Origin of the sequence: uncultured Devosia sp., from assembly GCF_964244875.1 — a bacterium.
Lineage (GTDB): Bacteria > Pseudomonadota > Alphaproteobacteria > Rhizobiales > Devosiaceae > Devosia.
Window position 1 is genome coordinate 164,079 of the sequence record NZ_CAXTKA010000005.1, and the last position, 23,482, is coordinate 187,560.

Annotated in this window: 21 protein-coding genes and 1 tRNA gene; 6 read left to right on the top strand and 16 right to left on the bottom strand. The window is 61.6% G+C overall.

What is annotated here, in order from left to right:
- Window positions 1–240: 240 nt before the first annotated feature.
- Both lon and ACFE8X_RS08375 read right to left on the bottom strand, forming a co-directional pair.
- Entirely contained in the window at window positions 241–2,673 is a 2,433-nt protein-coding gene (lon, locus tag ACFE8X_RS08370; RefSeq protein ID WP_375450999.1) for an endopeptidase La, read from the bottom strand.
- A gap of 210 nt (window positions 2,674–2,883) precedes the next feature.
- The gene (locus ACFE8X_RS08375) at window positions 2,884–4,017 is read right to left on the bottom strand and encodes a citrate/2-methylcitrate synthase (protein ID WP_375451000.1); all 1,134 of its coding nucleotides are present in this window, start codon (window positions 4,015–4,017) and stop codon (window positions 2,884–2,886) included.
- 81 nt (window positions 4,018–4,098) lie between these two features.
- Between ACFE8X_RS08375 and ACFE8X_RS08380 the strand changes: the two genes are divergently transcribed.
- Window positions 4,099–5,178 carry a citrate synthase/methylcitrate synthase gene (locus tag ACFE8X_RS08380; protein ID WP_375451001.1) on the top strand — a complete coding sequence of 360 codons (1,080 nt, stop codon included), beginning with the start codon at window positions 4,099–4,101 and terminating at the stop codon, window positions 5,176–5,178.
- Window positions 5,179–5,183: 5 nt separating this feature from the next.
- Here the strand turns inward: ACFE8X_RS08380 and ACFE8X_RS08385 are convergent, their stop codons facing one another.
- From ACFE8X_RS08385 to ACFE8X_RS08410, 6 genes are all read right to left on the bottom strand, one after another.
- On the bottom strand, window positions 5,184–5,471 hold the full coding sequence (locus tag ACFE8X_RS08385; protein ID WP_375451002.1) for a DUF1905 domain-containing protein: 288 nt from the start codon (window positions 5,469–5,471) through the stop codon (window positions 5,184–5,186).
- A gap of 78 nt (window positions 5,472–5,549) precedes the next feature.
- A complete protein-coding gene (gene clpX, locus ACFE8X_RS08390) occupies window positions 5,550–6,827 on the bottom strand; it encodes an ATP-dependent Clp protease ATP-binding subunit ClpX (protein WP_375451003.1) in 1,278 nt (425 codons plus the stop codon).
- Between the two features lie 170 nt (window positions 6,828–6,997).
- On the bottom strand, window positions 6,998–7,624 hold the full coding sequence (locus ACFE8X_RS08395) for an ATP-dependent Clp protease proteolytic subunit (protein ID WP_375451004.1): 627 nt from the start codon (window positions 7,622–7,624) through the stop codon (window positions 6,998–7,000).
- A 306-nt stretch (window positions 7,625–7,930) separates the two neighbouring features.
- On the bottom strand, window positions 7,931–8,329 hold the full coding sequence (locus tag ACFE8X_RS08400) for a YciI family protein (RefSeq protein WP_375451005.1): 399 nt from the start codon (window positions 8,327–8,329) through the stop codon (window positions 7,931–7,933).
- Between the two features lie 117 nt (window positions 8,330–8,446).
- The gene (locus ACFE8X_RS08405; protein WP_375451006.1) at window positions 8,447–8,680 is read right to left on the bottom strand and encodes a hypothetical protein; all 234 of its coding nucleotides are present in this window, start codon (window positions 8,678–8,680) and stop codon (window positions 8,447–8,449) included.
- Window positions 8,681–8,766: 86 nt separating this feature from the next.
- A complete protein-coding gene (locus ACFE8X_RS08410) occupies window positions 8,767–8,964 on the bottom strand; it encodes a DUF2934 domain-containing protein (RefSeq protein WP_375451007.1) in 198 nt (65 codons plus the stop codon).
- Window positions 8,965–9,122: 158 nt separating this feature from the next.
- Here ACFE8X_RS08410 and ACFE8X_RS08415 point away from each other — a divergent pair, with 158 nt between their 5' ends.
- Window positions 9,123–10,373, top strand: a complete 1,251-nt coding sequence (locus tag ACFE8X_RS08415) for a cytochrome P450 (RefSeq protein WP_375451008.1) — start codon at window positions 9,123–9,125, stop codon at window positions 10,371–10,373.
- A 12-nt stretch (window positions 10,374–10,385) separates the two neighbouring features.
- Here the strand turns inward: ACFE8X_RS08415 and ACFE8X_RS08420 are convergent, their stop codons facing one another.
- From ACFE8X_RS08420 to ACFE8X_RS08430, 3 genes are all read right to left on the bottom strand, one after another.
- Window positions 10,386–11,861, bottom strand: coding sequence for an NAD(P)H-hydrate dehydratase (locus tag ACFE8X_RS08420; RefSeq protein ID WP_375451009.1), 1,476 nt, complete (start codon window positions 11,859–11,861; stop codon window positions 10,386–10,388).
- Between the two features lie 82 nt (window positions 11,862–11,943).
- A complete protein-coding gene (gene tig / locus ACFE8X_RS08425; protein WP_375451010.1) occupies window positions 11,944–13,323 on the bottom strand; it encodes a trigger factor in 1,380 nt (459 codons plus the stop codon).
- 45 nt (window positions 13,324–13,368) lie between these two features.
- Window positions 13,369–13,453, bottom strand: a tRNA-Leu gene (locus ACFE8X_RS08430).
- 279 nt (window positions 13,454–13,732) lie between these two features.
- Between ACFE8X_RS08430 and ACFE8X_RS08435 the strand changes: the two genes are divergently transcribed.
- Window positions 13,733–14,071 carry a P-II family nitrogen regulator gene (locus ACFE8X_RS08435; RefSeq protein WP_035079039.1) on the top strand — a complete coding sequence of 113 codons (339 nt, stop codon included), beginning with the start codon at window positions 13,733–13,735 and terminating at the stop codon, window positions 14,069–14,071.
- Between the two features lie 63 nt (window positions 14,072–14,134).
- Window positions 14,135–15,544, top strand: coding sequence for a type I glutamate--ammonia ligase (gene glnA, locus ACFE8X_RS08440; protein WP_375451011.1), 1,410 nt, complete (start codon window positions 14,135–14,137; stop codon window positions 15,542–15,544).
- A gap of 54 nt (window positions 15,545–15,598) precedes the next feature.
- On the opposite strand, the gene ACFE8X_RS08445 is transcribed toward glnA, so the two are convergent.
- The 4 genes from ACFE8X_RS08445 to ACFE8X_RS08460 form a co-directional block, all read right to left on the bottom strand.
- Window positions 15,599–16,234, bottom strand: a complete 636-nt coding sequence (locus ACFE8X_RS08445; protein WP_375451012.1) for a PilZ domain-containing protein — start codon at window positions 16,232–16,234, stop codon at window positions 15,599–15,601.
- Window positions 16,235–16,406: 172 nt separating this feature from the next.
- A complete protein-coding gene (locus ACFE8X_RS08450) occupies window positions 16,407–17,930 on the bottom strand; it encodes an ATP-binding cassette domain-containing protein (RefSeq protein ID WP_375451013.1) in 1,524 nt (507 codons plus the stop codon).
- Window positions 17,931–18,494: 564 nt separating this feature from the next.
- Window positions 18,495–18,851 (bottom strand): hypothetical protein, encoded by a 357-nt coding sequence (locus tag ACFE8X_RS08455; protein WP_375451014.1) that lies wholly within the window; start codon window positions 18,849–18,851, stop codon window positions 18,495–18,497.
- 36 nt (window positions 18,852–18,887) lie between these two features.
- Entirely contained in the window at window positions 18,888–19,328 is a 441-nt protein-coding gene (locus ACFE8X_RS08460; RefSeq protein WP_375451015.1) for a hypothetical protein, read from the bottom strand.
- Window positions 19,329–19,522: 194 nt separating this feature from the next.
- Here ACFE8X_RS08460 and parE point away from each other — a divergent pair, with 194 nt between their 5' ends.
- A complete protein-coding gene (parE, locus tag ACFE8X_RS08465; protein ID WP_375451016.1) occupies window positions 19,523–21,535 on the top strand; it encodes a DNA topoisomerase IV subunit B in 2,013 nt (670 codons plus the stop codon).
- Between the two features lie 15 nt (window positions 21,536–21,550).
- Here parE and ACFE8X_RS08470 read toward each other — a convergent pair whose 3' ends face one another.
- Window positions 21,551–21,856 carry a hypothetical protein gene (locus ACFE8X_RS08470; RefSeq protein ID WP_375451017.1) on the bottom strand — a complete coding sequence of 102 codons (306 nt, stop codon included), beginning with the start codon at window positions 21,854–21,856 and terminating at the stop codon, window positions 21,551–21,553.
- Between the two features lie 31 nt (window positions 21,857–21,887).
- Here ACFE8X_RS08470 and ACFE8X_RS08475 point away from each other — a divergent pair, with 31 nt between their 5' ends.
- Complete coding sequence (locus tag ACFE8X_RS08475; protein ID WP_375451018.1) at window positions 21,888–23,423, top strand: DEAD/DEAH box helicase; 1,536 nt, start codon at window positions 21,888–21,890, stop codon at window positions 23,421–23,423.
- Window positions 23,424–23,482: the final 59 nt, after the last annotated feature.

A 23,482-nucleotide genomic window follows, 5' to 3' on the forward strand; every position in this document is an offset into this window, starting at 1 on the left:
CTGCTCCTGTTCGAGCCGCTAGCCGGCACGCTGATGATGACCTCATCCTTATGACGGATGATGCTGACAGGATTCGACAGGAGCTTGAAGCGATCGGCGGATGTATGCCGGCCCTGGGCACGCTTCCATCGATCTTACCGCGGGGAGGAGCGGAATTGCAGGTCGTGTCGAGCTTACGGCTCTGACGGCCAAACAAAAACGGCGCCCGAGCGCGCCGTTTTTTCATTCATCTCCAGCCGGTTAGTGCGGCAGGCCCGTGGTGGCATCGTCCGAGGTTTCCACGGCTGTAGAAACCGTTGGCGTGACCTCGTCATAGTTCCACTCGATGGCGGTCGGCTCGCGCACCAAAGCGCGCTTGATCACCTGATCCATCCGGCTAACCGGCACGATTTCCATGCCTTGCTTGACGATATCCGGGATCTCGGCGAGATCGCGGACGTTCTCCTCGGGGATCAAGACGGTCTTGATGCCGCCGCGCAGAGCGGCCAACAACTTTTCCTTCAATCCGCCGATAGGCAGCACCCTGCCCCGCAGCGTGATCTCGCCGGTCATGGCGACATCGTTGCGCACCGGGATGCCGGTCATCACCGAAACGATCGCCGTGGCAAGGCCGATACCAGCCGACGGACCATCCTTGGGGGTGGCGCCTTCGGGCAGGTGGACGTGGATGTCACGCGTGTCGAACATCGGCGGCTTGATGCCAAAATCGATCGAGCGCGAACGCACATAGGCCGTCGCCGCGGTCAGCGATTCCTTCATCACTTCCTTGATGTTGCCGGTCACGGTCATGCGACCCTTACCCGGCGTCATCACGCCTTCGATCGTCAGGAGCTCGCCACCCACCGAAGTCCACGCCAGGCCAGTCACCAGACCCACCTGTGCCTCGGCTTCGATCTCGCCGTGCTTGTAGACGTCCGCACCCAGATAGTTGGCCAGCTTGGCCTCATCGATCACGATCGACTTGGCCTTGGTCTTGACGATCTCGGCCACCGCCTTGCGCATCAGCTTGCTGATTTCGCGCTTGAGGTTACGCACGCCCGCTTCACGGGTGTAGCGCTGGATCACGGCGGTCAGCATGTCGTCGCTCAGCACGAACTCGCCATGGGCCAGCCCGTTTTCCAGAAGCGTCTCCGGGATCAGGTGCTGCTTGGCGATCCCGTGCTTTTCCTGCTCGGTGTAACCCGACAGGCGGATGATCTCCATACGGTCCATCAATGGGCCGGGGATGTTCAGGGTGTTCGAGGTGGTCACGAACATCACGTCGCTGAGATCATAATCGACCTCTAGGTAGTGATCGGCGAAGGTGTGGTTCTGCTCGGGATCGAGCACCTCGAGCAGGGCCGAGGACGGATCGCCACGGAAGTCCTGGCCCATCTTGTCGATCTCGTCGAGCAGGAACAGCGGATTGGATTTACCCACCTTCTTGAGCGACTGGATCACCTTTCCAGGCATGGATCCGATATAGGTGCGGCGATGACCGCGGATTTCGGCCTCGTCCCGAACCCCGCCCAGAGCCATGCGCACGAACTCTCGGCCGGTCGCCTTGGCGATCGACTTGCCAAGCGAGGTCTTGCCGACGCCCGGAGGGCCAACGAGGCAAAGGATCGGCCCCTTGAGCTTGCCGACGCGACCTTGCACTGCCAGATACTCGAGGATGCGTTCCTTGACCTTTTCGAGGCCATAGTGATCCTCGTCCAGCACCTTTTCGGCCAAGACCAGATCGCGCTTGACCTTGCTCTTCTTGCCCCAGGGCAGGCCGAGCAGCACGTCGAGATAGTTGCGCACGACGGTGGCTTCGGCCGACATCGGGCTCATGGTCTTGAGCTTCTTGATCTCGGCATCGGCCTTGGTACGGGCTTCCTTGCTCAGCTTGGTCTTGGCGATACGGTCTTCGAGCTCGGTGATCTCGTTGGAGCCTTCCTCGCCGTCACCCAGCTCACGCTGGATCGCCTTCATCTGCTCATTGAGGTAATATTCGCGCTGGGTCTTTTCCATCTGCCGCTTGACGCGGGAGCGGATGCGCTTTTCCACCTGCAGCACGCCGATCTCGCCTTCCATCAGGCCGAGAATCTTCTGGAAGCGCTCGGCTACCGAAACGGTGGCGAGCAGGTCTTCCTTCTCGTTGATCTTGATAACGAGGTGGCTGGCGATTGTGTCGGCTAGCTTGGAGTGGTTTTCGATTTGCCCGACGGCCGCTACGACCTCGGCCGAAATCTTCTTGTTGAGCTTAACGTAGCTCTCGAATTCGGTGGTCGCCGAACGGGCCAGGGCTTCGACCTCGGTAGCGTCGTCCTCCGGCTCGGCAAGCGCTGTGGCCTCGGCTTCGAAGTAGTCGACGGTTTGGAGGTAGCGGTCGATGGTGGCACGGCTAAGCCCCTCCACCAGCACTTTAACGGTGCCATCGGGGAGCTTGAGCAATTGCAGGACGGTGGCGATGGTGCCGGTCGCATAAATCTGCTCGGGCACTGGATCGTCGTCCTGGGCGTTCTTCTGGGTCACGACGAGAATGTGCTTGTCGTCGCGCATGACTTCTTCGAGCGCCTTGACCGATTTCTCACGGCCGACGAACAGCGGCACTATCATGCCGGGAAACACGACGATGTCGCGCAGCGGAAGAACTGGATAAACCCGATCGCGGTTGGCTTCACCGCCGGCGGGATTGAAGTCCGACATCTCTAATCCTTTCCGGGGCACGCAGGGAGGAAGGATTTTGTGCAGCGCGCCCGTTACAGACAGCCCTGAAAGCTAGGCTGAGCTGATTCTGATTAATAAATAGGTCAGCCGGCGCGGCGAGCAAGTCAACCTTTGCAGAAATATGACGGTTAATACCCGCTGAGCATCACCAATGCCCCCAGCGCATTGCCTCGGTCATCGGCTTGCGGATCATGCTGGAGCGGCCGCGCCGACGTAGCGAGCCCGTGGCCTGATCAGCGGCCCAGCGGCGATCTGTTCCAGCGCATGGGCCAGCCAGCCCACGCAGCGCGCCAGGGCGAACAGCGTCATCGGTGCGTCTGCCGGCAGCTCGAAAGCTGTCGCCATCGCCGCCAGGGCAAAATCCATGTTAGGCCGTTCCCCGGTAATCTGCTCGCCGGCCTCTCCCAGCTGGCGAAATGGTGCCGGGATGTCGAATTGGTCAAGCAGCGCCGTGGCACGCGCATCGCCATCTGGATAAAGCGGGTGGCCCATGCCCGCCACGGAGCGCCCTTCACCCAGCCAGTCGCGCAGGGCATCGTGTGGCGAGCCTGGCGTGTGATCAAGGTCGTGGGCAAGTGCCGCCACCGCGCGCCAAGCTAGGCCATGGCGCGGTCCATTGAGGGTCGCGAGCCCTGCAACCGCGCCGCTCCAGAGCGAGGCTCCGGTAGACACAGCGATGCGCGCCGCAAAGGTCGAGGCGTTGAGCTCATGGTCGGCAAGCAGGACCAGCGTGCGGCGGATGATTTCAGTGGCGTCGGCCCGCGCCCACCGCCGCGCCAGACGCACATGCAGCATGTCGCCGGCCGCTGCGTCTCCCATGAGGGATGTAGCCAGCACCGCCAGCACCGAGCCGGCTTCCTGGGCCAAGGGAGCGGGCGAACGAACGGCGGGGAAGATTTGCGCGGCCTTCGTAGCCAAGGCAACGAAGGCGGTTGACAGCCCGGTGATGTCGACCGGCCTCTGTGCAGGAAGTTGGCATGGTGCCTGCCACAGCAGCGCAGCGATATCCTCCAGGGTCGCGGTTTCCGCCAGCTCGACCGCATCGCGACCGCGATACAGCAATCGGCCACCCAACACGGTCGAGATGCTGGTGGGAAGGACCGGGTCACCCCACTGCATCGCCTGGGCCGCTACCGCATCCTGCTTGCGTCGGCCGGCTGCGCGCTGCGCCAGGCGGCGCACATCGTCGCCACGATAGAGGCTCTTGCGGCTGTCATCGGGGTCACGTTTGGCTTTGATCCGACCCCGGCTGACATTGGCGTAAAGCGTTTGGGGCTGCGTTCCGAGCAGCGCGAGGGCGTCGTGCGCCGAAAGCCAATCCATGATATACATTGATCCAATTGATCAAGATTGACGTCAATCATAGCAGCCTCGATCCTAGTGGCAACTGAACAGGAGCAGGCAATGATTGGTGGTTTGGACGATGTCGTCGCGGCTGAAACGGTGCTGTCGGATGTGGATGGCATTGCGGGGAGGCTGATCATTCGCGGAGTGTCGCTGGATGATCTGGTCCATAGCCGCTACGAGGATGTCTTGTCCTTGCTGCTGGACGGCTTTTTTCCTGATCTGTCGGGGCTGCCGGAGGGGCTGGGCGCTGCCCGGGTCGCGGTGTTCAAGCATCTTGCCAGCGTCGATGCGGACCTGCTGGCCCTGACGCCCATCGAAGCCGTCCGCGCCCTGCTCGCCCGCCTGCCCGACGGCGATGATTTGACCACGGCCTTGCACTTGATCGCGGCCCCTGCCGTATTCACGCCCGGCATCATCCGCCTGCGGTCGGGACTGGCTCCGATCGCACCCAACCCGGGCGTCACTCATGCCTGCGATATCCTTGCCATGATGTTAGGCAAGGCGCCTGAAGCGCAGCAAGTCGCCGCGCTCGACCGCTATCTCGTGACCGTCGCCGACCATGGTCTTAACGCTTCCACCTTCGCGGCGCGGGTGGTGGCTTCAACGCAGGCGGGTCTCGCCTCGGCAATCCTGGCTGGCCTCAGCGCGCTCAAGGGGCCGCTGCATGGCGGCGCGCCCGGTCCGGTACTGGATATGCTGGATGCCGTCGGCACCCCCGCCAATGCCGCGCGATGGGTTGAGGATGAGCTGGCGCGTGGCGAACGCTTGATGGGCTTTGGCCACCGCGTCTATCGGGTCCGCGACCCCCGCGCCGATGCCCTCAAGGGCGCCGTTGAACTCCTCGCCACCTCGAGCGCCATCGACCCCGTCCGCCTCGCCCTCGCCGAAGCCGTAGAAAGAGCCGCCCTCGCTGCCCTCAAGCGCAAAAAGCCCGACCGCCGGCTCGAGACCAACGTCGAGTTCTACACCGCGCTCTTGCTGGAATCCCTCGGCTTCCCGCGGGCAACCTTCACCTGCGTCTTCGCCATGGGCCGCACCGGTGGATGGATTGCGCATGCGAGGGAACAGGTTTTGGGCGGACGGCTCATCAGGCCGCAATCGCGCTATGTCGGGCCGAAGCCGCAGCAGGCGGCCTAGGAACTCTAGCCGAGCGTCATGGCAATGCGCAGTATCTCCAGGTCCATTGCGCCCAATTGCGAGCGGACCTTGGCCTTTAGCGGCAGGAGGTAGCTGCCGTCCTTTGAAAATAACGAGGTGCGGAAGGCAACATCTTTGATCTCCGCATCGACTGGAATGACGCCCCAGCCATAGGAAACAGAACGAGACCGTTCTGCGATCCGCACACCGATATCTGCCGGGATTGCTGCAAAATAGTATGGGGAAGGTCCGCGCCAGTAAATAACCTGCGCGTCACAGATAAACTCCGCCATGATCCGCTTCCGAGCTGCACCTAAACAAAAACGCCGGACTCCAGGGGCCCGGCGTTTTCGATCAATGCGATTACACACTCACGCCCCGGCGGGCATGTCTTCCTTCTTGCGATCGGAATAGATGTAGAGCGGGCGCACATCCTTACCGTTGACCACTTCCTCGGAAATGACGACTTCTTCAACGCCTTCCAGCGATGGCAGGTCGTACATGGTGTCGAGCAGGATGGCTTCCATAATCGAGCGGAGCCCGCGTGCACCAGTCTTGCGTTCGATGGCCCGCTTGGCGATGGCCTTGAGTGCGTCCTCGTGGAAGGTGAGATCGACCTCTTCCATGTTGAACAGGCGCTGGTACTGGCGCACCAAGGCGTTCTTGGGTGCGGTCAGGATTTCGATCAACGCCGCTTCATCCAGGTCTTCCAAGGTCGCCAAAACCGGCAGGCGGCCGATGAATTCCGGGATCAGCCCGAACCGGACCAGATCTTCGGGCGCTACATCGGCCAGAACCTGGCCAACCCGACGATCGGCAGGATCCTTGACAGTGGCGGCAAAGCCGATGCCCGAGCCTTCGCCACGCGCAGAGATGATCTTTTCCAGCCCGGCAAAGGCACCACCGCAGATGAACAGGATATTGGTCGTGTCCACCTGCAGGAATTCCTGCTGCGGATGCTTGCGGCCACCCTGGGGCGGAACCGAAGCGACGGTGCCTTCCATGATCTTCAGCAAGGCCTGCTGCACGCCTTCGCCCGACACGTCACGGGTGATGGACGGATTGTCGGACTTGCGGGAAATCTTGTCGACTTCGTCGATATAGACGATGCCGCGCTGAGCCTTTTCCACGTTGTAGTCAGCAGACTGCAACAATTTGAGGATAATGTTCTCAACGTCCTCGCCGACATAGCCGGCTTCGGTCAGCGTCGTCGCATCGGCCATGGTGAACGGCACGTCGAGGATGCGGGCCAGCGTCTGGGCCAGCAGGGTCTTGCCTGATCCGGTGGGCCCGATCAGCAGGATATTGGACTTGGAGAGCTCGATATCCTGGTTCTTGGACGAATGGTGGAGGCGCTTGTAGTGGTTATGCACGGCCACGGAGAGTACGCGCTTGGCGCGGTACTGGCCGATGACGTAGTCGTCGAGCACCTTGCAGATATCGGCAGGGGTCGGCACGCCATCGGAGGACTTGACCATGGAGGTCTTGTTCTCTTCGCGGATGATGTCCATGCACAGCTCGACGCATTCATCACAGATGAACACGGTCGGGCCGGCAATCAGCTTGCGAACCTCATGCTGGGATTTCCCGCAGAACGAGCAATAAAGCGTGTTCTTGGAGGTTTCGCCGTTCGTTGTCTCTTTGGACATCCTGTCACTCCCGGGAGCGTTGCTCCCAAAATAAGCGCTAGCTGACAGGCTAACGCTCGAGGCCTAAAGAAAGTCTAAGCCGAACCGACCTTAACGGTCGATCCGGCCCGGTGCAATTGCGCGAACATCACAGTCCACGGCGCATATGGATTGGCGTTAACGGGCGCGGATCAGACCGCATCGGGCACCGCGCGCTTGTCGAGCACCGTGTCGATGAGGCCAAAGGTCTTGGCCTCGTCGGCGGACAGGAATCGGTCGCGCTCGAGCGCATTCTCGATTTCCTCGTAGGTGCGTCCGGTGTGCTTCTCATAGATCTGGTTGAGCCGGCGCTTGAGGCCTTCAACCTCCTTGGCATGGATCAGAATGTCCGTAACCTGGCCTTGATAGCCACCCGACGGCTGGTGAACCATGACCCGCGAATTGGGCAGCGAGGTGCGCATGCCATGCTCGCCGGCCGTTAACAGGAGCGAGCCCATGGAGGCCGCCTGCCCCATCACCATGGTGGCGACGGCGGGTCGAATGAACTGCATCGTGTCGTAGATCGACAGGCCGGCCGTCACCACGCCGCCGGGCGAATTGATGTAAAGTGCGATCTCTTTTTTCGGATTTTCGGACTCGAGGAACAACAATTGAGCCACGATCAGGCTCGCCATGTTGTCTTCGACAACGCCAGTCACAAAAATGATTCGCTCGCGCAGGAGGCGCGAATAGATATCAAAAGCGCGCTCGCCACGATTGGATTGCTCGACCACCATGGGAACGAGCGTATTCATGTAAAGATCGATCGGATCTTTCATATCTTGATGCCCCTTTGCTGCGCCGTCTCGAATGAGCCCGGGTCAGCCATCTCAGTTGTGCACGTACCATTCCCGAAAACCGGACATCCAATAGCCGGGACCGTGCCTTGAAAAACGAATCAGCGCAACTGGCCAACCATGCCGCCAGATAATGCGGTAGTGGCACAGATAGGCGGCAATGGGGCGAGGTTCAATAGAAGCCTGCAGCGATGTGCCGTGAAGGTGAATGCGGGGCTCGTCGCCGTTGCGCTGGCATGGCTTGCCGACCGTTGGGGGACGCGGCGCGGGCCGCGCCCCTGAAATGAGCTAGAGAGCCTTGAACTCAGGACGCCCCTGCCCTGTCTCGCTGTGGTGATGGGCGTCCATCAGCGGCCTGATCTCAAGTCGTCCATAGGCAGCGATCGGATCGTCCTGCAGCAGCAACAGGACTTCGGCCATGTCCTCGGCTTCAAGCAACAAGAAGCCTCCGACTACTTCCTTGGTTTCGGCAAATGGTCCGTCGGCCGTAGAAAGGCGCATACGCTGGCGACGGTCGATGGTCACGCCGGTCTTGGCATCAGCCAGCGGAGAAGCGATCAACAAGTGTCCGGATGCCCTGAGCCTGTGGTCGTCTTCGATGGTCCTGTCGTCGAGTTGCTTTTGTTCTAGGGGCGTCATGCCGTCAAAGGCGTCCGGAGCGAAATAGACGAGACAGAGAAATTTCATGTGAGTCTCCTATGGTCACATGGCAGCGACGAGCCCCGCTGCATGGCCTCGACTATTTTTTGGGCGATGGCTGATGAAATGCGCCGGCATGCAGCCTCGGCGCTATCCGCACTTGGCTCAACTGCCCGAAAAGCTGACGGTTACGCCGCGCTTGCGAAAATAGGCCTGCATCAGCTTGCGGCCCTGGCGGTTGTTCTGGGCGAGGCGCGCCGGCTCGAACACGGCTTCCTTTATTCCATCGCGGCTCAGAACGCTCTTGAGCGCGACAATATGGCCGTCAAGATCTTCATTGCCGGACGCCAGCGACGCGTAGATATTGTCGACGGCCGCGGTCAGGGTCAGATCGCTCACTCGGGGAACTCCGCTGTGCGTGAAAGCATCGCTGCCGATAGTGCTCCGCAGCGGCCCGGTCAATCCCCAGCACTTGTTCGACGAACTCAGCGGGCCAGCGTTCCCGACGGCATTTTTGTCATGGATGCCCCGGAGGCTGGCTTGGCACCATCCGCACCGAGTTCCTGGGCCAATTCGCGTTCCGCCTTGCGCCAGAAGTCCTGGCTGTGGCTGCCGGGCGATCCGGCGCGCTCCCACAAGGCATAGGCACGCTCGCGGATCAGGTCTTCACGTGATTTTTCCATGATGGTCTCCGCCCCATAGGATACCGCCAGCAAGGGCTGGCGATCTCCATATAACGCTCGTTTGGCAGCCCGGTTGCAAGAGGGTGCGTATTTCGAGCACTTTCGCACAGCGGCGCAGCAATGTAGCGTCATAGGATCGGTTCAAACGCGAGCTTGCAATGCTGGATACGCCGTTTCGTCCCTCTGCTGTCGACATTGCCAACCGGCGGGCGCATGCCGATCCGCGCGATCCGGCGTTTTTCCAGGACCCCTATGCGTTCTATTCCGCAGTTCACGCCGGTAGCCCCGCGTTTTTCTGGGAAGACTATGGTCATTGGTGTTTTGCCGGCTTTCGGCAGGTCAGTGCCCTGTTGCGCGACAAGCGGTTTGGCCGCCAAATTTTGCATGTCGCTACGCGCGAGGAGCTTGGCCTGCCCGAGCCCAAGGCCCATACCGCCCATTTCGACCTTACTGAAAAATATTCTCTGCTGACCTTGGAGCCGCCGGCGCATACGCGACTGCGCACCTTGGTCAACCGCGCTTTCGTATCGCGTCATGTCGAGCATCTGCGTCCGCGCATCGTCGCGCTGGCTAACGAGATGATCGACAGCTTCGAAGGTCAGGACAGCGTCGATCTGATCACCGCCTTCGCCGCGCCGATCCCGGCCATCGTCATCGCCGAGATGCTGGGACTGCCCGCTGCAATGGCGCCGCAACTGCTCAATTGGAGCAACCGCATGGTGGCCATGTACATGTTCGGCGTCACCGAGGACATTGAGCACGACGCAAACCGCGCGTCATTCGACTTCATGGCCTATCTGCGCGGGGTGATCGACGAACGCCGCAAGGCGCCGCGCGAGGACCTGCTGACCCACATGCTTACCGCGGAGCATAACGGCACCAGGCTAACGGACGAGGAGGTGATCTCCACCGCCATCCTGCTGCTCAATGCCGGGCATGAAGCGACGGTGCACACGACCGGCAATGGCGTCAAATCCATCCTGCAAAGCGGCTTCGATCCCGCCAGCCTGTTCGCGAGCGACGCGCAGGCGGCGGCCACGGTGGAGGAATGCCTGCGCTTTGATGCCCCGCTGCATATGTTCACGCGTTATGCCCTGAGCGATCTGGAATACGAAGGTATCGCCTTCAAGAAAGGCGACACGATCGGGCTGATGCTGGGCGCGGCCAATCGCGACCCGTTGCGTTTTGATGATGCCAACAGCTTCGATCCGTTTCGCGGCGATGGCGCCAATGTCAGCTTTGGCGCTGGCATTCACTTCTGCATCGGTGCGCCGCTGGCGCGAATCGAATTGCAGGTGGCGTTCGGCGAACTGTTCCGGCGCTTGCCCAATCTGCGGATTGCCGAGGAACCGCGCTACAACAACGTTTACCATTTCCACGGCCTGGAGCGGCTGATGGTGCGATGGTAGGCTTCGCCTGCGCTATAGCTCCGCCAATACCTGCGGCACCAGGTCCGGCAGGTCCTCGCTGATCATGCCCGGTCCGCCAAAGGCGGTAGCGGCTTCGGCATGAATCCAGACAGCGGCGGCGGCGGCTTCAAAGCCCGCCATGCCCTGTCCGAGCAGCCCCGCAACGATGCCGGCCAGCACGTCGCCGGAGCCTGCGGTGCCCAGATAAGCGGGAGCATTGGCGTTGATTGCGGCGCGTCCATCGGGCGCTGCTATGACGGTGTCGCTGCCCTTGAGGATAACGACCGCGCCTGAATGGCTGGATGCGCTGCGCGCCCGTTCCAGCTTGGAGCCGGGCACAGCGCCGAACAGGCGTTGGAACTCGCCTTCATGGGGCGTCAATACGACCGTCCGGGCGGGATCGGTTTTGATCGCGGTGAACAAGTGTTCTGCCTCGTCCTTGAAGCTGGTGATGGCGTCGGCGTCCAGCACCGCGGCTGCTCCTGATGCCAGAATGGCCAGTACATTGTCCCGCGTCTCCGGGCCGATCCCAGCGCCCGGCCCGATCACGACGGAATTGATGCGCTTATCGCCCAGTAACTGCGCCAATTGCTGCGTTGTGTCGGCCGGCTTCAGCATCACTGCCGTCACATGCGCAGCATGAACCAGCAGCGCCTCGGTCTTGCCCGTTAGCGACACGAGCCCCGCGCCGGCACGGAACGCACCATAGGCCGCAAGCCGCGCTGCGCCGGTATGCAGCGGTTCGCCGGATACGATTACGCAATGTCCGCGGTCGAACTTGTTGCCGTGGTTGCCGGCGGCCGGAACACGCCAGAGATTGGGCGAGTTGCGCCAGGTTGTTGCGCCGATCGGCTCGAGCACCGCATCGGGAATCCCGATGGGCGCCAGCACGATTTCCCCGCACAGGTGGCGGCCCGGCTGCAGCAGATGGCCAGGCTTGTGACGAAAAAACGTGACCGTGGCATCCGCCTTGATCGCGACGCCGCGGATGGTGCCGGTCGCGCCATCGATGCCGCTGGGCACATCGATGCTGACCACCGGCTTGCCGCTCGCATTGATCGCCACGATCAGGTCGGCCAGCTCACCATCGATATCGCGGTCGAGCCCGGCTCCGAGCAGCGCATCCACCACCAGATCGGTATCCTTCAAGTCGGCGGCACGTGGCCGTTCTGAGCGGCCGGCCCATTGCGCGGCCATGGTTGCGGCATCGCCCTTGAGCGCCGCCAGCTCGCCGAGCAGGCGCAATTGCACCGGCCAGCCCTTGTCCTTGAGCAGGCGCGCCACGACAAAGCCATCGCCGCCATTGTTGCCGCCGCCGCACAGCACCAGCACCGAGCGCTGGTAATAGCGCTCGACGATAGCCTCGCTCACCGCCCGGCCCGCCGCCTCCATCAGCTTGATCGAGCGCGTCCCGGCCTGCACCGCCAACCGATCGGCTTCCCCCATCTGGGCGGGGGTCAACAGGATATCGATGCGAGCGTCGGTCATGGTGGCGAACTCCGGAACATTGCGCATACAAGCAAAAAAGCCGCCCGTTGCGGGGCGGCTTTGCATTCATACAACAGGCAGATCAGTGATGATGCTCTTCGGGAACATCGTCCTCGTCGGCCTGGATCAGCTTGGCCAGTTCGGCCCGGCTCATGGACTTGTCGGTCTGCTCGGACAGTTCGGCGACATAGTCGACGACCTTGTTCTCGAACACCGGCGCGCGCAGGCCGGCAAGCGCCTGCGGGTTCTTGCGATAGTAGTCGTAAACCTGCTGTTCCTGACCCGGGAAACGCCGCACTTCGGCAATCAAGGCCTGCTGATGCTCGTCCTCAGTGACGTTGACTTCGTTCTGGTTGCCGATCTCGGCGACCACCAGACCGAGGCGCACGCGGCGCTCGGCGATCGTGCGGTACTGCGCGATCGCTGCCTCCTCAGTGGTGCCTTCGTCCTCGAACGAGCGACCATGGGCATCAATCTCGTGCTTGACGCGGCCCCAGATCTGCTCGAACTCGGCGTCGACCAGTTGCTGGGGCACGTCGAATTTGTGGCCCTCGTCCAGCGCATCGAGAATCTGGCGCTTGACGTGCTGGCGGCTCATGGAGCTCAGCGCGGACTGCATCTGGGCCTTCACCGCCTCGCGCAGCGCAGCGACATCCTCGACGCCCAGCTTCTTGGCAAACTCGTCGTTCAGCTCGCCGACATTGGGGCCGTCCACGTGCAGAACCGTCACATCGAACACGGCATCCTTGCCGGCCAGTTCGTCGCTTTGGTAATCCTGGGGGAAGGTCACCTTGACCTCGCGGTTTTCGCCTTTTTTCATGCCCACGAGTTGCTCTTCGAAGCCGGGGATGAATTCGCCGGAGCCGACGGTCAAGTGCGCATGATCGGAGGTGCCGCCGTCGAACGGCTTGCCGTCGATCTTGCCGACAAACGTCAGACCGAGCCGATCGCCGGTGGCGACGACGCCCTCGTCGCCCTTGTCTTCATAACCACGGTTCTGCGCGAAGACGCGGTTTACCTCGGCGTCGATTTCTGGCTCGGTGACATCCACCACAGGGCGGGTCAACTTGACCCCCTTGATGTCCATCAGCTTGACCGGCGGCAGCACTTCGTACTCAACTTCGAACGCCAGATCGGCCTTGCCGTCCAGGACGTCGTTGATCACGGCCTGGTCGCTGGGCAGGTCGACCTTGGGCTGCGCCGCGGCGCGCTCGGAGCGGCCATCCAGCGTCTCGGACACGGTCGCATTGATCGCGTCCTGCATCACTTCGCTCATGGCGGAGCGGCCATAGACCTTCTTGAGATAGGTGGTCGGCACCTTGCCGGGACGGAAGCCCTTGATATTGGCCTGGCCTTTGAGCTCGCCGAGCTTGACGTCCAGTCGGCTGACCAGGTCCTGGGCGGGAATGGTGACGCTCAATTTACGCTTCAGGCCCTCGTTGAGGGTTTCGGTAACCTGCATTCGGTTTAATCCCGTATTGTTCATGTCCTGGGGCCGGCAGGATATTGGTGCGGGTGAGAGGACTCGAACCTCCACGCCTTGCGGCGCTGGAACCTAAATCCAGTGCGTCTACCAGTTCCGCCACACCCGCAAACTGCCCGCTGGCCGGGTTGCGCGTGGGTCTAGCCTAACTTGGTTGGGCAGTCAAAGGCTCATTGCGAGCCTTGCCGCACAGGCTTTTTTGATTTCTGCGCAACTATTATGCAGTGTGCCTATATTTAACTCATTAGGTGTCGCCGTCCTGTCATGTAGCGAGTCCGGTCATGCCGTTAGCGCTTTGCCTGAACAGCTGTTTTTCGGGTTGGCACAGGCTGGCACACCCCGTGCATACGGGGCGGTATCCGCGCTAACCCGCGAAGTGGAGGCTCAATTGAAAAAAATCGAGGCTATCGTAAAGCCGTTCAAGCTGGACGAAGTCAAAGAGGCACTGCAGGAAGTTGGTTTGCAGGGCATCACCGTCACCGAGGCCAAGGGCTTCGGGCGGCAAAAGGGCCATACCGAGCTGTACCGCGGTGCCGAATACGTTGTGGACTTCCTGCCCAAGGTCAAAGTCGAGGTCGTGTGCCCGGACGAGTTGGCCGAAAAGGCCATCGAGGCAATCCGCAACGCGGCGCAAACCGGTCGCATTGGCGACGGCAAGATCTTCGTTTATTCGATCGAGCAGGCCATTCGCATCCGTACCGGCGAATTCGGCGACGACGCGCTCTAGGGCCCTCCCCCAGACGCGTCGCGCCGCAATACCAACAAGCATCCGAACTTACAGGGGTAATTCATGACCACCGCAGCCGACATACTCAAGCGCATCAAGGATGAGAACATCCTTTACGTCGATCTGCGCTTCACCGACATGCGCGGCAAGCTGCAGCATGTGACGTTCGACCAGACGATGATCGACGAAGATATCTTTGACGAAGGCACCATGTTCGACGGCTCGTCGATCGCCGGCTGGAAGGCCATCAACGAGAGCGACATGGTGCTGATGCCCGATCCGGAGTCGGCCTATATGGACCCGTTCTTTGGCGCCTCGACCCTGGCCATCAACTGCGACGTGCTCGAGCCTTTGACCTATCAGCCCTATTCGCGCGACCCGCGCACCACGGCCAAGAAGGCCGAGGCCTATGTCAAGGAACTCGGGTTCGGCGACAGCGTCTACTTCGGGCCGGAGCCGGAATTTTTCATCTTCGACGACGTGCGCTATTCCAACACCACCTACAAGGTCGGTTTCTCGGTCGACAGCTCGGAGCTGCCCACCAACAACGATACCGAATACGAAGCGGGCAATAACGGCCATCACATCGCGCTTAAGAAGGGCTATTTCCCGGTTCCCCCGCTCGACACGGCCCAGGACATGCGCGGCGAAATGCTGGCGGCAATGGGCGCCATGGGCGTTCCGATCGAAAAGCACCACCACGAAGTGGCTTCGGCCCAGCACGAACTGGGCATCAAGTTTTGCCCGATCATCAAGGCTGCCGACTCGGTGCAGATCTATAAGTATGTGATCCAGCAGGTCGCCAATGCCTATGGCAAGACTGCGACCTTCATGCCAAAGCCCGTTTATGGGGACAATGGCTCGGGCATGCATTGCCACCAGTCGATCTGGAAGGATGGCAAGAACACCTTTGCCGGCGATCAGTATGCCGGCCTGTCGATGGAAGCGCTGTACTATATCGGCGGCATCATCAAGCATGCCAAGTCAATTAACGCCTTCACCAATCCCACCACCAACAGCTACAAGCGCCTGGTCCCAGGGTTCGAGGCGCCCGTGCTGCTGGCCTATTCAGCTCGCAACCGTTCTGCTTCCTGCCGCATCCCCTTCGGCCAGTCGCCCAAGGCCAAGCGCGTCGAAGTGCGGTTCCCCGATCCGCTGGCAAACCCTTATCTCGGCTTCGCCGCCATGCTGATGGCTGGCCTCGATGGTATCAAGAACAAGATCCATCCCGGCGATCCGATGGATAAGGACTTGTACGACCTGCCCAAGGAAGAGCTCAGCCAGATCCCCACGGTCTGCGGCTCCTTGCGCGAAGCGCTGGAAAGCCTCGATTCGGATCGCGAATACCTGCTGGCTGGCGGCGTGTTCGATAACGATCAGATCGACAGCTATATCGAGCTCAAGATGACCGAAGTGATCAAGTTCGAGCACGCCCCCCATCCGGTCGAATACGAAATGTACTATTCGGCCTAAGGCTGGTTCAAAGCGAAACGAAGGGGCCCCGGCGGGCCCCTTTTTGTTATGAGATTAGCCGGGGGTTTTTCTCGCCTCGGCAGGTCGCGCCAGCAGACGGTCCAGGCGCGACAATTCGTGCACCTGGGTGAACTGTACCGCGAAGCCGACGTCGAGCCGGCGGACCACCCGCCCCACCATGGCGCCTACTGCCACCGGCGTGCCCCGGCCCGGCAGCACGGATGCGGAAACGGCAGCCCCCGATTGGGAAATATCGATCACGAAACACGGCACATTGGTGCCGTCAGCCAGCGTGAGAACCGTATAGGGATCGCGTGGCTGCAGGCGCTGGTGCTCGCGCTTGTCGGGCTCCTGGCTTTTAGCCCGGCGCTTCTTCCACTTGATTTGTGCCGCCAGCCGGACGCGCCCGGCGTCGTCCAGCTCCAGATCCATGGCGAAGCCGGTCGGCAATTGCCGCGTGGCCTTGGCGCGGATGATGCCAAAATGATCGAAATGGGCCGCGACCGTCTCGCCGGGCTCGGGCCGCACCGGAGCAACCACCACGGCCGACTGCGTTGATATCGAGCACAGCCGGCAGGCATAGACATCGACTCCACCCTGGTCACCGGTTTTCGGCCGATCCGACAGCGCATAGCGACCCGGCACCGCCCCGATGAAGCGCACATCCAGGCGCCGGGCGAGCTTCGACATCAGGAAAGGCTTATAGGCTTCCAAGCGACGTCCCTCGCCAGGTTGTGATCATCCAAGCATAAGCAGAACTCCTTAACGATGCTTGCTAGTGTGATCGGGCGTTTGGCAGTCCTCCAGATGCGCAGAAGGCGTTTTCGGAGATCACTCAAGTATAGCCAAGGCTGGTTCTTGGTCATGGGTGATCCTGGCTGGCCATCTGCGCAAAGAACGGTTCCGGCGACTCTGCTTCCTTCAATTTGCGACCTTCGATGGTGAAGAACCTGCTGCCCAGTGCCCGTACGAAACTTCGGTCGTGCGACACCAGGATGCAGGTTGCATCATGGGCCAGGATTTCCTCTTCCAGCCGCTCCTGCCCGTTGATATCGACATGGTTGGTAGGCTCGTCGAGCAGGTAGAAATTGGGCTCGCTCAATCGCAGCGCCAATAGCCCCAGCCGCGCGCGTTGCCCGAACGACAGCTGGGCGATGGGTTTGCCCTGTTTTTCGGGTGGAAAGCCGGCGGCAGCGAGCAAGCTCAGGCTGCGTTGGTCGCCCAGGTCGAAGCGGCTGGTGATGAAACCAATGGGCGAGCCCGTGGTGGGGAGCTGAGACATGGCCTGGTCGACATAGCCAGGCACCACCGAGGGGCTGATGCGAATTCCCGGTGCGGCCTGCCCCAGCATGGCGCGGTGAATCAGCCTCATGAATTGCGACTTCCCGGTGCCATTGCGTCCCAGGATCACCAGCCGGTCGCCCTGGAAAATGTGCAGCTTGTCGATGCGGAACAGCTTGCTGCCGTCCGGCGTCGTCACGTCCTGGTTCTCGATGGCGACGAGCACGCGGGCATGGGTGCCGCTATTGCTCAGCCGGATTTCGCCCGAGCGCTCCCTATGCAGTGACAGGGCGCTGGTCTCGATCTTTTCCGCGCGGTCGCGCAATTGCTTGGACTTGACCACAAGGAGGTCGCTGCCGGAATTGATGCCGATATTGGTTAGCTTTGCCGCCTGCTTGCGCAGCCGCCCGACTTCCTTGAAGTCCTTCTCGCGCTTGGCCTGGGCTGCTATATCCAGCTCATCCAGCGCCAGCCGCGCCGCGCCATAAGGCAGCGCAAAATAGTGCGACATGTCGGGCCGCAGGAACAGCGTTCGGTTGGTCGTTGCCTCCAGGAACTGCCTGTCATGGCTGGCGATAACGATCGGCATGGTGCGGGTCGCCTGATTGATCCAGTGTTCCAGCTGGATCAGCTTGGCCAGATCGAGATGATTGGTCGGCTCGTCCAGCAGCAGCGCATCGGGCTGCAAGACCCAGCTACGCGCAATCAACCCGATACGTTGCCAACCCCCGCTCAGCTCGCGAACGAGGCGATGGCGCATCGGCTCCGGCGCCTCGAATTCGTCCAGCACCACATCGACCCGCCAGCTATCGGTGTCGCGATCGGCCGGCGGCAGCGCTGCCAGGATGGCTTGGTACAGGGTCAGGCCCAGCGTTTCCGGCGGCATGTCCTGCTCGACATAGCCGATCTGCAGGCCGCGCGAGCGCACGATCTCGCCCGCGGTCAATTCGCCCAGACCGGCCATGGCGCGCAGCAAGCTGGTCTTGCCCATGCCGTTGCCGGCGATCAGGCCGACGCGATCGCCATCGGCGATAACGATATCGAGGTTGGAAAACAGGGTGTCGGTGGCCACAAGGCCGGCATTGCGAAGGCTGATCGAGCCCATGATCTGATCTTTCCGGTGCGGCGCTCTCCAGCGCCAAATTCGCCAAGCGTCGCCGCACATGCGGTGCGACGCCATGAAAGGCAAACCAAGAGATCAAGACCAGGCTTAAGTCTGAACCACGCTCCGGTCAGCCCTGCAGCTGTTGCCACAGGGCGGGAACGGGCCCACGCTGACGATGCTCGAACAGAAATGTCATGCGGCCCTCCTCTGCGCTGGTGTCTGGACGGCTTCATGCATACCGGTGACGGCGCGCCAAATCAACTCAGCAGAAGTAGAAGATGCTGCAGGCAAGCATCACCGCAAGGCTGCGATGGATCGACAAATGGGCAAGCCGGTACGCAAAACTACTCAATCCGGCTTGCAGCCACATGTCGGACGACTTCGAACCAGTCAGGGGCGATTGATACGCAAAAGCTTGGTCCCGATCAGCTCGCACACGGCAACTCCAAACAAAAACCGTATGGGTTTTTTATAGCGCCGCGCACTTAAGAAAGTGCTGTCAAGAAGCGAACGACTGGTAAAGATCGCGCCCCATCTTGGGACCATTGCAGCGTCAAATGCGATCTACTGCGCGGCCCGCAAGGCGTCGCGATCCTCGATGCGGTCGGAACAATAATTGAACTTGATCAGGTACACGGTGCCATTCATGGTGCCGCGCGCCTGTACCCGTTTGTTATGCGGCACGTTGAGCGTCACGTTGCTGTAGCCACGGTCAGCTATGGCCTGGCGCATCTGGCGCTCGGTCATGCACAAGATGCGTTCGGGAAACAGGTAATCGTCGTCATAGTCGTCGAAATCTCCGCCAAAGCCGAAGCCAGGCGATTGCGCCAGCACCGGCGACGTCACGGCGCCAAGCCCGACCAATGCGGTCAGAGCGCAGGCGCGCAGGGCATTGTGAATGGTTTTGCTTGAGATGGTCATTGCTGTCTTCCTCACACCGAACGGCAAGATACAAGATCAATTGCCTAAATTGAACTGAAGCCCGAACCCGCCTCCGTGGACACGGCGGCTCCGCTGGACACGATCGACCTCGCCCGTGCATCTATCAACGCGCATCGAATAGAGCCAGTTGCCGTTCTGTCCGGCCACGTCAACGTGACCGTTGCCAAGCTCGCCCCCGATCTCCACCCCGCTATAACCTTGGGCCTCGACACCGCGTTGCAGCTCGCGATCGGTCAGGCAGCCCGATCTCTGCATCCTCTCGTGGTCGTCGCCAAAGCCACCGCTGTTCCGCTCGACGCTGCGGCCCCTTTCGTTACCATCGAAACTGGGCAGATCGAGGCTGAAGCCGAACGACTGGGCCTGCACCGGCAGCGCCCCAAGGCTGGCGGCACCAAACGCGATACCGATGATCACGGCGCGGGCACCTGTCTTGAAACTTGGGAGCGGCATGGTCATTTCGACACTTCCTGCGGCACGCAACCCCACGCCCGCCCACTCTCGCCTCCGGCGCTTGAATGGCGACGAAATCGCCTGTTCATCGCGCATTCATCCACTGCTCATCGTGGTGACTGTGGCGCGGCGAGGGCGGCGTTTACCGCGGATATGCTAAAAGCGATTTGGGCTGATTCGCCCGTCAGCATGGATGATCTATGTCGCAAGCCAACGACCTTTTCGCAGCCGAACCCGAGCCCAGACGCCGGCGTCCCACGCCCGAGGCGTCCGGTGCCGCCCAGCAGGCGCCGGGAAGCTATTCGGCCGCCGATATCGAAGTCCTCGAAGGTCTTGAGCCGGTCCGTCGCCGCCCCGGCATGTATATCGGGGGCACCGACGTCAATGCGTTGCACCATCTGTTTGCCGAAGTCATCGACAATTCCATGGACGAAGCGATCGCCGGCCATGCCAGCCGCATCGAAGTTCATCTTGGGGCCGACGGCTATATAACGGTCACCGATAACGGCCGCGGCATCCCGGTCGAGAACCATCCGAAATATCCCGGCCGCTCGACGCTCGAGATCGTCCATACCGTGCTGCATGCCGGCGGGAAGTTCGACTCCAAGGCTTACGAGACTTCGGGCGGCCTGCACGGCGTGGGCATTTCCGTGGTCAACGCCCTGTCCGACGACATGGTGGTCGAGGTCGCGCGCGAACAGCAGCTTTACAAATTGCAGTTTTCGCGCGGCAAGCCGGTCGGCGACATCCAGGCTTTGGGCCGGGTGAACAACCGTCGCGGCACCACGACGCGCTTCCATCCCGATCCGCAAATCTTTGGCGATATAGCAAAATTCTCGGCGTTGCGGCTGTTCAGGATGACCCGCGCGAAAGCCTATTTGTTTGGCGGGGTAGAGCTGCGCTGGTCCTGCGACGAGGCTTTGGCGAGCGACGAGTGCCCTGCCCGCGCCGTGTTCCACTATCCGGGCGGTCTGCGCGATTTCATGACCGCGCGCATCGAGGGCGAGACGCGCATTGCCGACGACATCTTTTCGGGCCAGCACGGCAAGGCCGGCACGCACGGCGCCACCGAATGGGCGATTGCCTGGACGCTGGGCGATGGAGGCCTGTCGTCCTATTGCAATACGGTGCCTACGCCCGATGGCGGTACACACGAAACGGGGTTGCGCGCGGCGATTCTGCGCGGTCTCAAGAATTATGGCGAGCTGACCAAAAACAAGGCGGCGGCGATTCTGACTGCCGAGGACGTCTTTGCCCATTGCAGCGCCATGCTGTCGGTATTCGTGCGCGAGCCTGAATTTGTCGGCCAGACCAAGGACAAGCTGGCCTCGGGCGAAGCCACGCGCATCGTTGACACTGCGCTGCGCGATGCGTTCGATCATTGGCTGGCCGCTTCGCCCAACCAGGCCGGCAAACTGCTCGACTGGTCGATCGAGCGCGCCGAAGAGCGGCTGCGGCGCCGCAAGGACAAGGAAATCGACCGTGCCAGCGCCACGCGCAAGCTGCGCCTGCCGGGCAAGCTGGCCGATTGTACCCAGGGCGCGGCGCAGGGCGCGGAGCTGTTCATCGTCGAGGGCGACAGCGCCGGGGGCAGCGCCAAGCAGGCCCGCAGCCGCGCCAGCCAGGCCGTGCTGCCGTTGCGGGGCAAAATCCTCAACGTGGCCGGCGCGAGCCGCGAGAAGATGGCGGCCAGCCAGCTGATTTCCGATTTGATCCAAGCGCTGGGCTGTGGCACGCGCGATCGTTATCGTGATGACGACCTGCGCTACGACAAGATCATCATCATGACCGATGCGGACGTCGACGGCGCCCATATCGCCTCGTTGTTGATGACCTTCTTTTTCCAGGAGATGCCCAAGCTGATCGACGGGGGCCATCTGTTCCTGGCGCTCCCGCCGCTTTATCGCCTGTCGCAGGGCCCGAAGACACTTTATGCGCGAGATGACGCGCACAAGGACGAATTGATGGCCAAGGAATTCACCGGCAAGGGCAAGGTCGATATTACCCGCTTCAAGGGCCTGGGCGAAATGCCGTTCGCGCACCTGCGCGAAACCACTATGTCGCCCAAGACCCGCACCCTGCTGCAGGTCAAGATCGAGAGCGACGCCGAGGGCACCGCCTACAGCGTCGATCGGCTCATGGGCACCAAGCCGGAGGCCCGATTCGACTTCATCCAGGAAAACGCCGCATTCGTCACCGATCTCGATATCTAGCAAGTGATCGGCCGATTAAGCTAAGTCCTTCAAGACCGTTGACAGATAAGGCCTTTGCGTTATGGTCCGCGCCGCTGGAGCATTTTCCGGCTTGACGGCATGTCTGTTGTCCATGCGAACTTGGGCAGTGTCCGCCTTGGCTGAAGATGCTTCAGGGCTGCCGTCGATTTGCAGGTTCTGCACTCCCGTCAGGTTGGCCAAGTAGAGAGCGGACACATCGCGTTTCTTTTCCGTCTGCCGTCCCGCCGCCGCTGCGCCCGCAGTTGTCGTGCGCGCCTTGCCTCCCGGCCCCGTTTCGAATGTCTCGAGCGGATCAGGCACCGGGTAACACCATTGAGTGGATCGACTGAATTTGACCGACGATTTTTCCGGACTTGGCCTTTCGAGCAAAGTAACCGAAGCGGTGACCGCCGCCGGATATACCAAGCCGACCGAAATTCAGGCCCAAGCCATCCCTCATATCCTTGAAAAAAAGGACATTATCGGCATTGCCCAGACCGGCACCGGCAAGACAGCTTCGTTCGTTCTGCCCATGCTGACGCTGCTGGAAAATGGCCGCGCCCGCGCCCGCATGCCGCGCACGTTGATTTTGGAGCCAACGCGCGAACTGGCGGCACAGGTCAGCGAGAACTTCGAGAAATATGGGCAGAACCATCGCATTTCGATGGCGCTGATCATCGGCGGCGTCTCGTTCGAGGACCAGAACAAGAAGCTGGATCGCGGCGTCGATGTGCTGATCGCCACGCCCGGGCGCCTGCTGGACCAGTTCGAGCGCGGCCGCATCCTGCTCAATGGTGTTGAAATCCTCGTCATCGACGAGGCGGACCGCATGTTGGACATGGGCTTCGTGCCCGAGATCGAAAAGATCATCGCCAAATTGCCGCCGCGCCGGCAGACGCTGTTCTTCTCGGCCACCATGCCGCCCGAAATCGAAAAACTGACCAAGCGGTTCCTGACCGACCCGGTGCGGATCCAGGTCGCCCGGCAGAATTCGACCGCCGAGACAATCGAACAATGGGCGGTCAAGGTCGGCTCCAAGCCCGAGGACAAGCGCGCCAGCCTGCGCGACCTGATCAAGGCGGCGGACAATCTGACCAATGCCATCATCTTCTGCAATCGCAAGCGCGACGTGGCCACCCTCGCCCGTTCGCTCGAGCGCCATGGCTTTTCCGCCGGCGGACTGCATGGCGACATGGATCAGAAAAGCCGTACCGAAACGCTGGATGCCTTCAAGAACGATCGGCTGACGCTGCTGGTCGCCAGCGATGTTGCAGCGCGCGGGCTCGATATTCCAGCCGTGAGCCATGTGTTCAATTTCGACGTGCCAGTGCATGCCGAGGATTATGTGCACCGGATCGGCCGCACCGGGCGCGCCGGCCGGTCGGGCGTCGCCTATACCTTGGTGGGCCCTGCCGACGGCAAGCACCTGGACGCCATCATCAAGCTGATCCAGCGGGACATCGCCTGGCTCAATGCCGTTCCATCGCAAGCCAAGCCCGCCTCGGCATCTGAAGACGCTGATGAGGCGGTGGCCAAGCCACGTCCCGCGCGCTCGCGTCGCGGCGGCGCCAGGACAAGACCGCCGGCGATTGAGGCGGAGCCAGAGGCAGAGACGCCGATAGCGCCGCGCGCGCGGCCGGCACGGACGCCACGAACCCGACCGGCTGCCGAAGTGCCAAGCGAGACGGCATCCGAGGTTGTGCCGGTCGAATCAGCACCGCCTTTGACCGCTCGCCAGCGGGCGGAAGCCAAGCAGAACAGCCGCCCGTCGCGCACGCGGCCGTCGCCTGGGCCAGACGATTCGGGGGTCGACGCCAGCTCGCCTTTTGGCAATGATGGCCCGGTCCCGGCATTTTTGTTACGCTCGACATTGCGAGAAAGCGAATAAAACCATAGCGTTTTCGGCAAGTCGGTTGAAAGCCGGCTACGCGCAGTTGTCAATTCAAG